At 36.1% G+C, this 13,637-nt stretch carries 15 protein-coding genes; 10 read left to right on the forward strand and 5 right to left on the reverse strand.

Features of this window, described 5'->3' with window-relative positions; all coding sequences use genetic code 11:
- Nucleotides 1–29: 29 nt before the first annotated feature.
- Nucleotides 30–269 (reverse strand): hypothetical protein, encoded by a 240-nt coding sequence (locus E2636_RS07015; RefSeq protein WP_134209560.1) that lies wholly within the window; start codon nt 267–269, stop codon nt 30–32.
- A gap of 103 nt (nt 270–372) precedes the next feature.
- On the opposite strand from E2636_RS07015, the gene E2636_RS07020 reads away from it, so the two are divergent.
- From E2636_RS07020 to E2636_RS07030, 3 genes are read left to right on the forward strand one after another with little or no spacing between them, the layout of a single operon-like run.
- Entirely contained in the window at nt 373–1,149 is a 777-nt protein-coding gene (locus tag E2636_RS07020; RefSeq protein WP_134209561.1) for a metal ABC transporter ATP-binding protein, read from the forward strand.
- A complete protein-coding gene (locus E2636_RS07025) occupies nt 1,146–2,012 on the forward strand; it encodes a metal ABC transporter permease (protein ID WP_134209562.1) in 867 nt (288 codons plus the stop codon). Before E2636_RS07020 ends, E2636_RS07025 begins: the two co-directional genes overlap by 4 nt.
- The gene (locus E2636_RS07030; RefSeq protein ID WP_134209563.1) at nt 2,009–2,419 is read left to right on the forward strand and encodes a Fur family transcriptional regulator; all 411 of its coding nucleotides are present in this window, start codon (nt 2,009–2,011) and stop codon (nt 2,417–2,419) included. Before E2636_RS07025 ends, E2636_RS07030 begins: the two co-directional genes overlap by 4 nt.
- Before the next feature lie 21 nt (nt 2,420–2,440).
- On the opposite strand, the gene E2636_RS07035 is transcribed toward E2636_RS07030, so the two are convergent.
- From E2636_RS07035 to E2636_RS07050, 4 genes are all read right to left on the reverse strand, one after another.
- Nucleotides 2,441–3,019: a hypothetical protein gene (locus E2636_RS07035; protein ID WP_134209564.1), complete on the reverse strand. Its 579-nt coding sequence runs from the start codon at nt 3,017–3,019 to the stop codon at nt 2,441–2,443.
- A 20-nt stretch (nt 3,020–3,039) separates the two neighbouring features.
- Complete coding sequence (gene ispG / locus E2636_RS07040; RefSeq protein WP_134209565.1) at nt 3,040–4,152, reverse strand: flavodoxin-dependent (E)-4-hydroxy-3-methylbut-2-enyl-diphosphate synthase; 1,113 nt, start codon at nt 4,150–4,152, stop codon at nt 3,040–3,042.
- A gap of 93 nt (nt 4,153–4,245) precedes the next feature.
- Nucleotides 4,246–4,578, reverse strand: a complete 333-nt coding sequence (locus E2636_RS07045; protein WP_134209566.1) for a hypothetical protein — start codon at nt 4,576–4,578, stop codon at nt 4,246–4,248.
- A gap of 51 nt (nt 4,579–4,629) precedes the next feature.
- Nucleotides 4,630–5,127, reverse strand: a complete 498-nt coding sequence (locus E2636_RS07050; protein ID WP_134209567.1) for a DUF1189 family protein — start codon at nt 5,125–5,127, stop codon at nt 4,630–4,632.
- Nucleotides 5,128–5,321: 194 nt separating this feature from the next.
- On the opposite strand from E2636_RS07050, the gene E2636_RS07055 reads away from it, so the two are divergent.
- The 7 genes from E2636_RS07055 (at nt 5,322) to pstA (ending at nt 13,630) form a co-directional block, all read left to right on the forward strand.
- Nucleotides 5,322–6,953: a Na/Pi cotransporter family protein gene (locus E2636_RS07055; protein WP_134209568.1), complete on the forward strand. Its 1,632-nt coding sequence runs from the start codon at nt 5,322–5,324 to the stop codon at nt 6,951–6,953.
- A gap of 81 nt (nt 6,954–7,034) precedes the next feature.
- Nucleotides 7,035–7,514, forward strand: a complete 480-nt coding sequence (locus E2636_RS07060; RefSeq protein ID WP_134209569.1) for a DUF456 domain-containing protein — start codon at nt 7,035–7,037, stop codon at nt 7,512–7,514.
- A gap of 120 nt (nt 7,515–7,634) precedes the next feature.
- Complete coding sequence (locus E2636_RS07065) at nt 7,635–8,243, forward strand: superoxide dismutase (protein WP_017380108.1); 609 nt, start codon at nt 7,635–7,637, stop codon at nt 8,241–8,243.
- 102 nt (nt 8,244–8,345) lie between these two features.
- Nucleotides 8,346–10,553, forward strand: coding sequence for a peptidoglycan D,D-transpeptidase FtsI family protein (locus tag E2636_RS07070; protein ID WP_134209570.1), 2,208 nt, complete (start codon nt 8,346–8,348; stop codon nt 10,551–10,553).
- Between the two features lie 148 nt (nt 10,554–10,701).
- Nucleotides 10,702–11,646: a PstS family phosphate ABC transporter substrate-binding protein gene (locus tag E2636_RS07075; protein ID WP_134209571.1), complete on the forward strand. Its 945-nt coding sequence runs from the start codon at nt 10,702–10,704 to the stop codon at nt 11,644–11,646.
- A 156-nt stretch (nt 11,647–11,802) separates the two neighbouring features.
- Nucleotides 11,803–12,750: a phosphate ABC transporter permease subunit PstC gene (gene pstC / locus E2636_RS07080; protein ID WP_134209572.1), complete on the forward strand. Its 948-nt coding sequence runs from the start codon at nt 11,803–11,805 to the stop codon at nt 12,748–12,750.
- Nucleotide 12,751: 1 nt separating this feature from the next.
- Nucleotides 12,752–13,630 carry a phosphate ABC transporter permease PstA gene (gene pstA, locus E2636_RS07085; protein WP_134209573.1) on the forward strand — a complete coding sequence of 293 codons (879 nt, stop codon included), beginning with the start codon at nt 12,752–12,754 and terminating at the stop codon, nt 13,628–13,630.
- Nucleotides 13,631–13,637 lie beyond the last annotated feature (7 nt).

A 13,637-nucleotide genomic window follows, 5' to 3' on the forward strand; every position in this document is an offset into this window, starting at 1 on the left:
TTCAAGCAGTTTGCTGCTTGGGTCTCTTTTTATAGACCAAAATATTGGAAAAGATTTTTGGTTCGTTTTGTTCCTAGAATCCCCGCTAATTGTTTATGGACATGTGCAGGAGGTCCTAATAACAACCATTGAATTGATGCTTTATCAAAGATGGGGCGAACTAATTTCACTTCTTTTGGTGATAAATTAACAGGCATTGTACTAGTCATCTTAGAGATTTCATCATCTGTTTTATCTTTTGTTGCTTGAATTAGTTCCCAAATATCCAATACTTCATCCTTCCGAGATAATAGAGTTTACTTCTAGCTAATTATTCGTTATACTAACTTATTGTAAATCGTAATGATTATGGATTAGAAAGAGGCGAGCTTGATGAATGCGCCATATGATATTGAACTACACAATGTGTCATTTCAATACGATCAGACAATCGTATTGAAAAATATTTCTTTACAAGTTAAACAAGGTGATTTCTTAGCTGTTTTAGGACCAAATGGTTCAGGAAAATCTACTTTATTAAAAATTATTTTAGGGCTGTTAAAACCATCCTCAGGTAATATTAATTTATTTGGCGAAGACAGTCGAAACTTCAAAAAAAGAGAATGGCTTGGTTATGTTTCTCAAAAATCTAATGCGTTTAATTCTGGCTTTCCAGCGACTGTGTACGAAGTTGTTGCAAGTGGTCTTGTGAAAAAAACTGGACTGTTTAAAAAATATCCAAAGAACGCGGCAAAAAGTATAGAAAAAGCGTTACAATCTGTTGGAATGGTTGATTTTATGAACCAATCCATCGGAGAGTTGTCAGGTGGTCAACAACAACGTATTTTTATCGCTCGTGCTCTAGTCGCTGACCCAAAATGTTTAATTTTAGATGAACCTACCGTCGGAATTGATCATCAACATGTACAATCGTTTTATAATATGCTTGCCGAGTTAAATCGTGAACAACATCTTACAATTATTCTTGTAACACATGATGTTGATACCGTATCGAGCCGTATTAGTCATGTAGCATGTTTGAATCAAACCATACATTTCCACGGCTTTAAAAATGACTTTAACCAACTAAGTGATGAAGATAGACAAGCGTGGTATGGTCATTCTGTACGGAAAATCCATCATCATGCTAAAAGTGAGGGAACTCAATGATTGCCGCATTATTAAACTATGAATTTTTACAGAATGCATTTGCTTCAGGCATCATCATTGGTCTGATTGCCCCATTGCTAGGTGTATTTATTGTCGTCAGGAGATTGTCACTAATTGCTGATGCATTGAGCCATGTTACTTTAGCTGGAATTGCAGGTAGTTTATATTTAAGTCAAACCATAGCATTTTTTGCTTTTCTTAATCCCTTATATCTAGGTATTTTTGCTGCAGTAACTGGCTCAGTGTTAATCGAAAGACTACGTCGTTTATACAAGCATTACGAAGAGCTTTCAATTCCTATTATTATGTCAGCAGGTATTGGATTCAGCGCCATTTTTATTTCGTTAGCAAATGGCTTTAGTTCAGATTTATTCGGTTACTTATTCGGTTCCGTATCAGCTGTAAGTCGTCAAGATTTATGGATTGTAGTGGTAATTGCTTTTATAGTAGTAGTCTTTTTACTGTTGTTTTATAAAGAGTTATTCTTATTATCGTTTGACGAAGAGTATGCTAAAGCATCAGGACTCCCTGCAAAGTGGGTACATCTTTTGTTTATGATTGTCACCGCACTCGTTATTGCAGCTAGTATGCGAATCGTAGGCATTCTACTCGTATCATCCTTAATGACATTGCCCGTAGCCACAAGCATACGTCTTGCTAAAGGCTTTAAACAAGCAATTTTATATGCTGTTTTGTTTGGTGAAGCCGCTGTAATTATTGGTCTTGTTACTGCTTTCTACTTAAATATTGCACCAGGTGGGACAATTGTCATGACATCTATCGTCATATTACTACTTGTACTAATTGGTAAAAAGATTTGGTTAAGCGTGGTAACGAAGGATGAAAGGGGACGTCTCGTATGAATATTACGAAGGCTTGGGACCTTTTAAAAGATAGAGGTTACAAAAAAACAGGTAAACGCGAACAAATATTAGATTTGTTTAGTGATAATGATCGTTATTTAACCGCTCGAAACTTACTTGATGTGATGAAGAAAGAATACCCAGGAATGAGTTATGACACAATTTATCGAAACTTAAGTACATTTGTTGAGCTTGGTATATTAGAAGAAACCGAGTTATCAGGGGAACGACATTTCCGACTGCAATGTGAAACAGACCATCATCACCATCATTTCATATGCATGGCTTGTGGCAAAATTAAAGAAATTCATGTATGTCCAATGGATATGCTCGAAGAATCGATTCCAAACTATCAAATCGATAGCCATAAGTTTGAAATTTACGGAAAATGTCCTGATTGTCAATAAAAAAAGCGTGAGGCATATGCCTCACGTTTTTTTTGATAAGAATGAATATTGTATCCATGCATCTGCTTCCAGCCAGTTATTCACTCGTATAACACGATTAGGAACTGGTTGTTGATTATAGGGTGTATTAAATAACAAAACAGGAATGTTTAACTCTTCAGCAATACTAACTGCATTATCATGCTTATCTTCAAAGAAGATATCAATGGCATGGTTTTTCACCGTTTGAATCTTATTATGTGTCCCAATCAATTCGATGTGATCGTATTGGATGTTTTGTTCAATAAACCATTGTAACGTCACATCCCGCACATTATCACCACGTGCTGAAATGAAATATATTTCATGTTCTTTTTTCCATTTCGTCAAAATGGCATGTGCATCGGCTTGAATTGGGGAAGTAGCATAAATCTCTGGTTCAGCTATTTTAAACCATTTGTAAAAATCCTCTGCAGAGACTGGAAAAGCTTTCGTTAAATCATATTCTTTAATATCATCCAGTACTAAATTACAAGAAAAAGCTTTATTAATGTGTGGCAATAGAGAAGTAGGACAGGTGACGGTCCCATCAATATCAATTCCAAATCGGTAGTTTGACATATGACCATTCCTTTTTATACCTAATTTTCTAGAGCTTCTTTCTCTAATGCTTGTTTATCATAGTATTCTTGTGCGATTATATCTATTTCTTTCTTTAACTCATCAACCATTGTTGCTTCAGGTACTTTACGAACGGTTTTTCCGTGCATAAAGAGTAAACCTTCTCCACGAGCCCCAGCAATTCCTATATCGGCTTCTCGTGCTTCTCCAGGACCATTTACTGCACAACCAAGCACCGCGACTTTGATAGGTGCCTTAATAGTTGAAATATAATCTTCTACTTCATTAGCAATTGTTATCAAATCAATTTCAATACGTCCACAAGTTGGACAAGAAATTAAAGTAGCTGCATTAGACGAAAGACCGAATACCTTTAACATTTCTCTTGCAACTTTTACTTCTTCAACAGGATCAGCACTTAAAGATACTCTGAGTGTATTTCCTATTCCATGACTTAACAAAGCACCAAGTCCCGCGGCACTTTTGATTGAACCATTAACCAAAGTTCCAGATTCTGTTATTCCAAGATGAAGTGGGTAATCGAATGCTTGTGATGCTTTAACATACGCTTCGATTGCCAAACTAACATCTGAGGCTTTTAAAGAAACGATAATATCGTGGAAATCTAAGTCTTCTAATATTTTAATATGATGTAGTGCGCTTTCAACCATGCCGTCTGCAGTTGGATAGCCATATTTTTCGATGATTTTACGTTCAAGTGAACCTGCGTTAACTCCAATACGAATTGGGATACCTTTTGCTTTTGCCGCATTGACGACAGCTTCTACTTTTTCACGACGACCGATGTTACCTGGATTAATACGAATTTTATCGGCACCATTTTCAATCGCTTTCAATGCTAATTTATAATCAAAATGAATATCCACAACTAGTGGAATATTAATACGTTTTTTAATTTCAGCAATAGCATCAGCAGCTCGATCATCAGGGCAAGCCACACGAACAATTTGACAACCTGCTTCTTCTAAACGCAGAATTTCTGCAACGGTTGCTTCAACATCATGTGTTTTTGTTGTGGTCATACTTTGTATGAATAATTCATTGCTACCACCAATGGTTAAATCGCCAACACGAACCTGGCGAGTTTTGGAACGGTGAATAATTTCACTCATAAAAATTCTCTCCTTTTGGGGCTCAAAGCCTTCACTACTCTTTATTTTAGCAGTGATGAAAAGGAAATGACAATAAGAAACGTTACTTTGTGTTTATGAACAAGATATTTGTGTGTCTTTGTAAATTGGAACGTTAACAAATTCACCAGCTTGAATTTGTTGATTACGTAAATGAGGGTTCTCTTGATAGAAAGCTTCTAACCGATCAGGGAAGCTTACCCATACTTCTGATGGATATACACCAAACAATGATAGTATCGTATCGTCTTCAATTGTTTGAACAGGGAATATTTCGTATTTATTCTCCTTTATACATTCTTGCTCAGTTTGAGAGAATGCAGCGAGTGAGATTGTCCCATCAAGAAGATCCATTTTTATAATGTAAGAACATACTAATATTAAGATCGCTAGTCCAATTATGCGCATAATAAAAATCCCCCTTTATTCAACCTATGCTGAATGAAGAGGGAGTATACTTTATTTTTGAGGGTAATATTTTAGTGCAAGGCCTAAATAGAATATACAAATTAAAGTTGCAATAATAGTAATCCAACCATCTGTCAAACCGGTATATAGGAATACCAGAGATATGATGGTAGGAGTTGTGTAAGCAAATGCAGTAGAACGCCAAACATGTCTGTAATCTCCCCGTCGATTAAGTAGCTTTAGGATAAACATTCCACCAAAAGCGACTAAACTTATACGAATAAACAGTAGAAGTGTCGTCATAATGAATTGAATGATAAAGGCGAAAGGATAAATAATCCACTCAATATCTTCTACGTGATCGAGTAAACCTTCAATCGAAGAAGAATTTTCTCTAAATCCCGTGGTAAAGTTGATAAATGATAGGACAGATAGAATAGTTACAAATAAAAATACATATTGAAGTACTTTACCAATCGGTAAAAGACGAAAAGCTGCAATTTTTTTTGGATTAGTAATAGAAGCAATAAAAATTTGAATTAAAGACACGATAACCACTCCTTATATCTATCATACTACTTTCTCATAGGAAGTTTAGAAAAAATATTGATGAAAATAAGAACAAAGTTATCTCGAATATTAAGTTATTGTAAATTTTATGTGTAGAGTCTTTACAATACCTTGTTGAAGTATTCATAATGGAGATTGTTGATAATTGTCGAAATAGGAGTTGAAGTTAAATCGTGGAAATTAATTGGCAGGAAATGCTGTTTCAATTTATTGGAGGTCTAGGGATCTTCTTATTTTCAATCAAATACATGGGTGACGGTTTACAAAAAGCAGCAGGCGATCGCTTAAGAAATATTTTAGATCGCTTTACAACAAACCCGTTCATGGGAGTGTTAGTAGGGATTATTGTGACTGTTCTGATTCAATCAAGTTCAGGGACTACTGTAATCACGGTTGGGTTGGTTAGTGCAGGGTTTATGACACTTCGTCAAGCAATCGGAGTTATTATGGGAGCTAACATTGGAACAACAGTAACCGCATTTATTATTGGGTTTGATGTAGGAGAAGCCGCATTACCAATTATGGCACTTGGTGCATTCCTAATTTTCTTCGTTAAGAAAAATCATATTCAAAACATAGGCGAGGTTATCTTCGGTTTTGGTGGTTTATTCTTAGGGATGGAGCTTATGAGTGGAGGAATGAAACCACTACGTGAATTACCTGCATTTCTTGATTTAACCATAAGTATGAGTGATCATTCCATTTTAGGTGTTGTCGTCGGAACTGTGTTTACATTAATTGTGCAAAGTTCAAGTGCAACAGTAGGAATTCTTCAAGGATTATATGCAGAAAATATATTGAACTTAGATGCGGCCCTACCAGTTCTTTTCGGTGATAATATCGGGACAACGATTACCGCAGTCCTTGCATCTATTGGTGCTTCAATTGCAGCTCGTCGTGCAGCAGCAACTCATGTCTTGTTTAACATAGTAGGATCTGTTATTTTCATCATTATACTAGGACCTTTCACTATGTATGTAGAATGGTTATCAGCAGTTTTAGGATTAGAACCAAAAATGCAAATTGCATTTGCACACGGAACGTTTAATGTAACAAACACAATTATACAATTCCCATTAATTGGTTTTTGGGCATACTTAGTTACTAAATTCATTCCAGGTGAAGAAGTAACGATTGAGTTTAAACCGAAACATTTAGATCCACATTTTATCCAAACAGCTCCATCTATTGCAATTGGACAAGCGAAAGAAGAAGTTTTACGTATGGGCGCCTTTAGTGTTCAAGGTTTGCAAGAAACGTTTGAGTATTTAAAAACAAAAAACAAAAAAAACGCTGAAACAGGATACCAACTGGAAGATGCGATTAATAATTTAGATCACAAAATCACGGATTACTTAGTGAAAATATCGGCTGAATCAATTTCGAATGCAGATTCAACACGACACATTATGCTAATGGAAACAGTTCGCGATATCGAACGAGTTGGTGACCACTTCGAAAATATTATTGAATTGATTGACTACCAACAAGTAAATCGTCTTAAATTAACAGATGATGCGATGGAAGATTTAACTGAGATGTTTACATTAACAATTGAAACTGTTAAAAAAGCATTAGAATCTTTAGACATGAACAGTCAAGAACTAGCGCGTGAAGTAGCTGAGCAAGAAGATTTAATCGATAAAATGGAACGTAAATTCCGCAAGAAGCATATTTTGCGTCTGAATGAGGGGAAATGTTCTCCTCAAGCAGGTATTGTCTTTGTTGATATAGTGAGCAATTTAGAGCGTGTCGGTGATCACGCTGTAAATATTGCTGAAGCGGTATTAGGGAAAAGAGCATAATAATTAATATCTCCTCTAGTGCTTTACATCTTGATGGATGTAAGGCACGATAAAGAGGAGATTTTTTTTTGGAGGAAGAACATGGAGTATATTGCTTGGAGTTTAATTATTGTCTGTTTTATCATTGGATTTGTTGGACTAATTTATCCAATTATTCCATCAGTCATCTTTATATTAGGTGGATTTTTACTATATGGTGTATTCTTCTCATTTGCTGAATTACCTTGGTGGTTCTGGTTAATTGAATTGCTTTTTGTCGGATTACTTTTTGGTGCTGACATGATGGCAAATGCATTTGGAGTCAAAAAATTTGGTGGAAGTAAAGCTGGACTTTGGGGAAGTACTATTGGATTATTAATAGGACCTTTTGTTATCCCTTTTGTAGGAATAATTATTGGACCATTTATAGGTGCTTTTATTGCTGAGTTACTAATAACACGTACATCTATTAAACAAGCAATTAAAATTGGTTTTGGCTCAGTAATTGGATTTTTAACATCAGTCATTACAAAGGGAATTGTACAAATTGTGATGATTGTGATTTTCTTTTTTGTTGTGTAGAATTCAGACTAAAGACTGAATTCACCAAATTGGGTTGTTAATATTTGTAGGAAAGAACTAAGTTTGATACGCTATTAGATGTAAAATCTAATAATGATATCCTTTAGGAGGAAAATACAAATGGCTTATGAATTACCACAATTACCTTACGCGTATGACGCACTTGAACCACATATTGACAAAGAGACAATGAACATTCACCACTCGAAACACCACAATGCGTATGTAACTAACTTGAACAACGCTCTTGCAGGTCACGATGAACTTCTTAGTAAGTCAGTTGAAGAATTAATTGCAAACTTAGACGCAGTTCCTGAATCTGCTCGTACAGCAGTTCGCAATAACGGTGGAGGACATGCCAATCACTCATTATTTTGGGAATTGCTATCTGCTACCGGTGGTGGAAACCCATCTGGCGCATTAGCTGAAGCAATTGATACTAAATTTGGTAGTTTTGATGCATTTAAAGAAGAGTTTGCAAAAGCTGCTACAACTCGCTTTGGTTCTGGTTGGGCTTGGTTATCACTAAACAATGGTGAATTAGCACTAACTTCTACTGCAAACCAAGATTCGCCTATTATGGAAGGTAACACACCTTTGCTTGGTTTAGATGTTTGGGAGCATGCTTACTATCTAAACTATCAAAACCGTCGTCCTGAGTACATCGGCGCTTTCTGGAATGTAGTAAATTGGGATGAAGTTTCAAAACGCTTTGAAGCTGCAAAATAACGCTGAAATGTGAAACAAAACACACACTTATGTCGTCAAATGAGTGTGTGTTTTTTTGTGCAAAATGATATACTACATTACAGAAAGAAAGGGGTTGCTGTAGTGCGCAATTCATCCAAAAAAAGAGCCGCAAGTCCTAAAGCCAAACAGCGCGCTAGTGTAGCATTTCGTATGAATATCCTCTTTTTCTCCATCTTTTTGTTATTCTCTATCCTCATATTACGCCTCGGATTCTTACAAATTGTCAAAGGAGAAAATTTTGTTCGTATTTTAGAACGAACGGAAGAAGTTCCTGTCAATACGAGTGTTCCTAGGGGACGAATTTATGATAGTGTTGGTCGTGTTTTAGTAGATAATGAACCTCAAAATGCGATTACTTATACGAAGTTACAAACGACCAAACAACAGGAAATGATGACAATCGCTGAAAAGTTAGCGACTATGATTAAAAAGGAACCTGGCGATGTAACATTAAGAGATAGGCAAGATCATTGGATTAGTTTACATAAAGAAGAAGCCGATGATAAGGTGTCAAAAAAAGAGATAGACAAAATGGTAGCAGATGAAACATTATCTGCAGGTGACATTCAAAGTCAAATTGATAGACTGGTAAGAGAGAGAATTACCGAAAAGGAACTTGAAGGATTAACAGAACAACAACTTGAAGTTCTAGCGATTTACAGAGAAATGGCTTCTGGTTATGCTCTTTCACCTCAAATTATTAAAAGTGATGATGTAACTCCTGAAGAGTTTGCACGCGTTTCAGAACATCTAGGTGAGATGATTGGCGTTAACACCACGACCGATTGGGTTCGAGTTCCTAAGTCGTCTCTGGCTATATTAGGTCGTACTACATCACCTAAGCAAGGGATTCCTAATTCTAAAATTAATTATTTCTTAGCAAGGGATTACACACGAAATGATCGTGTCGGTAGAAGTTATATTGAACAGCAATATGAGGAAATATTACAAGGTCAAAAATCTGTTGTTAAAAACATTACGGATGGTAAAGGAACGGTAATGGAAACAGAATCTGTCTTTGAAGGCCAGCCAGGCAAAGACTTAGTTTTAACGATAGATAGTGAGATTCAAGCAAAAATGGAAAGTTTAGTAGAAGCGAAAATGATAGAAATGAAACAACAAAATGGTTCAAATTTATTTGATCGTGCTTTTGTAGTTATTATGGACCCTTACACAGGAGAAATAATTTCTATGGTAGGAAAACAATTTGGTCAAGATCCAGAGACTAAAAAACGAGTTATTAATGACTATGCATATGGAACATTTACCACTGCATACGAAGTAGGTTCTATCATTAAACCTGCCACTCTATTAACTGGTTACGATCAAGGGGTCATTCAACTAAATGAAGTGATGATTGATGAACCGATAAAAATCGGGAAATTGGGAATACCAAAAAGTTCCGTTTTTAATCGATCTTCTAGAATTCAAATGAGTGATTTACTTGCAATTGAAAAATCTTCAAACGTTTACATGTTTAAAGTTGGATTCAGATTGGCTGACGCAATTTATAAATATGAACAAAGTATGAGTATAGATACTGGCGCATTTAGTGTTTTACGGAATTCATATGCACAATTTGGACTTGGCGTTCAGACTGGTATCGATTTACCAGGTGAAACCACAGGGGTTACTGGACTAGGAGACCTTCCTGGTAATCTGATGGATTTAACGATTGGACAATATGATACATATACGCCTCTTCAAATGGCCCAATATGTATCAACCATTGCAAATGATGGGTATCGAATTAAGCCTCATGTGGTTAAAGAAATAAGAGAGCCTTCTTCAGATGGAAAGACAATGGGTTCTTTAGTTACTGAAATTAGTCCTACTGTATTAAACCGCATTCATAACTCTCAAACTCAAATCGATCAAATTAAACGAGGGATGTCTCGTGTCTATTTTGGTAGTCAAGGTTCAGCAAAATCTTATTTCGGAGATGCTCCATACGATGCTGCTGGGAAAACGGGGACAGCCCAAGTAGTTTACTCTGGTCCTGAACGCGTTAATTCAGGGGATGCAACCATTAACTCAACGCATATTGGTTTTGCTCCTTTTGACAATCCAGAAATTGCTTATGCCGTTATGATTCCTTGGGCACCTTATTATAATGGACAATATGAAAGCACAGGGACAATCTTGGCTCGTGAAGTAGTAGACGCTTACTTTGAAATACAAAAGAAAAATGGAACAGCAGAACAAAGTGAATCTCCTACATTAATACCTATTAAACCAGCACTCTCGGAAACCGAAATAGAAGAAGATACCGAAAATACAATTGAATAATTATTAAATTTAAAACCATGATATAAATACATATCATGGTTTTTTGTATTTACAAACTCTTTACATTCAGTTTATATGTCCTTAACACAGGACCTTTATAGTAATGGTTGTAAGCAAAAAACAACCAACCTTAGGGGGAAATAGACAGATGAAAAACATGAAATTCTTTATGATGTCAGCAATGATTGGTACAAGCCTAATATTAGGTGCTTGTGGTAGTGAAGAAACTGAAGGTACAGAAAAAACAGGAGAAGCTACAGAAAGTTTATCCGGTTCAGTATCTGGTGATGGTTCATCTACAGTAGCTCCAATTACAGAAGCATTAGTTGAAGAATACTCAGCTGTTCAACCTGACGTAAAAGTAACTGCTGGTGTTTCTGGTACAGGTGGAGGTTTTGAAAAATTCATCTCAGGTGAAACAGATTTCTCAAATGCTTCTCGCCCAATTAAAGAAGAGGAAGCGGCTAAACTTGAAGAAGCAGGCATTGACTTTACTGAATTAGAAATTGCTTATGATGGGTTATCAATTGTTGTTAACTCAGAAAATGACTGGGCTAAAGACTTAACAGTTGAAGACTTGAAAAAATTATGGGTAGAAGATGGAACAACTAAAAAATGGTCTGACATAAATCCTGAATGGCCTGATGAAGACGTAGTATTCTACTCTCCAGGGACAGATTCTGGTACGTATGATTACTTTAATGAAATTATTCTTGAAGATGAAGATATTGTGAAATCAACAACTCTTTCTGAAGATGATAATGTATTAGTTCAAGGCGTAAAAGGTGACAAAAATGCAATCGGATTCTTCGGGTATGCGTATTACTTAGCTAACAAAGACTCAATGAACATTGTTACAATCGACGGCATAGAACCAACAAATGAAACAATCGAATCCGGTGACTATACACCACTATCTCGTCCATTGTTTGTCTATGTTAAAAATTCATCAGTAAAAGAAAATGAATCGGTTTATGACTTCATGAAATATTCACTTGAAAATGCTGGTGAAATGGCTGAAGCAGTTGGCTATGTAAGCTTGCCAGAAGAAAAATATAAAGAAGATCTTGAAGCATTAGAAGGATTGAAATAAAGCATTAGAAGGATAAAAATAAATCATCAAATTATATGCGGTTGAGAGGTGAGTAGCAGTGGTGCTACTCTCTTCTCTTGTTAAAATACTATGTCTTGTTCCAGGCGCCTGGTTTAATGGCGCTTTGTGCATTTCTATAGTAAAGGGGGATTTCATATGGCTTTGAATGAACAAAAAGACAAAAAGTCTGTTCAACAATTGATAGCTATACAAAAGGGAAAGAAAGGGAAAAAATGGTTTGAAAAATCAATTCCCGTCATACTTTTTGTGATTGCTTCTATTTCAGTGTTAACAACGTTTGGTATTGTTTTTACATTAATTTTTGAAACGTTTGAGTTCTTCCGGCGTGTGCCTATCTTAGACTTTATATTCGGTAAAGAATGGTTACCGTTCTCAAATAGTCAACCGCGCTATGGTATTTTGCCATTAATTGCAGGAACACTAAAAGTGACACTCATTGCTGTAGTGGTTGCAGTACCAATTGGATTAGCATCAGCAATATACTTAAGTGAATATGCAAGTGATAATATGCGTCGTGTTATTAAACCAGTTCTTGAAGTATTAGCAGGAGTACCTACAATTGTATATGGCTTTTTTGCCTTAACATTTGTTACACCACTGTTACAACAATTCATACCTGAGTTAAAGATTTTTAATGCATTAAGCCCGGGTATTGTGGTAGGAATCATGATTTTGCCAATGATTGCTTCTCTCTCTGAAGACGCAATGTCATCAGTACCAAATTCAATTCGTGAAGGAGCATTAGCTTTAGGCGCAACTAAATTAGAAGTTGCAATGAAAGTTGTATTACCAGCTGCACTGTCTGGTATTATGGCTTCAATTGTACTCGCAGTATCTCGTGCAATAGGTGAGACAATGATTGTTGCTCTAGCTGGTGGTTCGACGCCTCGTTTTGATATGGATATGACAGATTCTATACAAACAATGACTGCTTATATTGTTCAAGTTGCTACAGGTGATGCAGGATATGGCACGACAATATATTACTCAATATACGCTGTCGGTTTTACACTATTCCTCTTTACGCTTCTCATGAACTGGTTAGCTCATGCGATTTCAAAACGCTTTAGGGAGGAATATTAAAATGAGATATATTGATCATGCATCCGTTGTCAAACGTATGAGTGGCAGAATGATTGTAAACAAGATATTTCAAGCAATATTCTTGGTGGCAACATTATTTGCTTTATTAACTTTAGGTGTGTTGTTTTACCGAATTATTAGTCAAGGCATGGGTTTTTTAACACCTGACTTTTTCATGAATTTTTCTTCGCGTTTTCCTGAAAAAGCAGGAATAAAGGCAGCACTTGTTGGTTCGCTTTGGATGATGGCGGTTGTAGCGCCAGTATCATTAATTCTAGGTGTTGGATCAGCTATTTATTTAGAGGAATACGCGACAAAAAATAAAATTAATAGTTTTATTCGCATGAATATCGCTAATTTAGCGGGAGTTCCATCAGTTGTATTTGGTTTACTTGGTTTAACAATATTTGTTAGAGCATTATCACTAGGAAATAGTATTTTAGCTGCAGGATTTACGATGAGTTTACTCATACTACCTGTTATAGTGGTTGCCTCTCAAGAATCAATTCGAGCAGTACCAAAAGAATTACGTGAAGCTTCGTATGCAATGGGTGCTACCAAATGGCAAACCATTGCAAAAGTTGTCCTTCCATCAGCAATCCCTGGTATTTTAACAGGTGGAATTTTAGCGCTTTCGCGAGCAATTGGGGAAACGGCACCACTGGTTGTAATCGGAATTCCAGTTATTATACAATTCTTACCAGAAAACTTTCTTAGTCAATTCACTGCCATGCCAATGCAGATTTTTGACTGGGCAAAACGACCACAGGAAGCATATCAAAGCGTTGCGGCAGCAGGAATTATTGTCTTGATGATTTTCCTATTAGCTATGAATTCAATTGCTGTGATAATTCGAAATAAGTTTCAAAAACGCTATTAAGCCTATG

This window comes from Paenisporosarcina antarctica, assembly GCF_004367585.1.
GTDB classification, from domain to species: domain Bacteria; phylum Bacillota; class Bacilli; order Bacillales_A; family Planococcaceae; genus Paenisporosarcina; species Paenisporosarcina antarctica.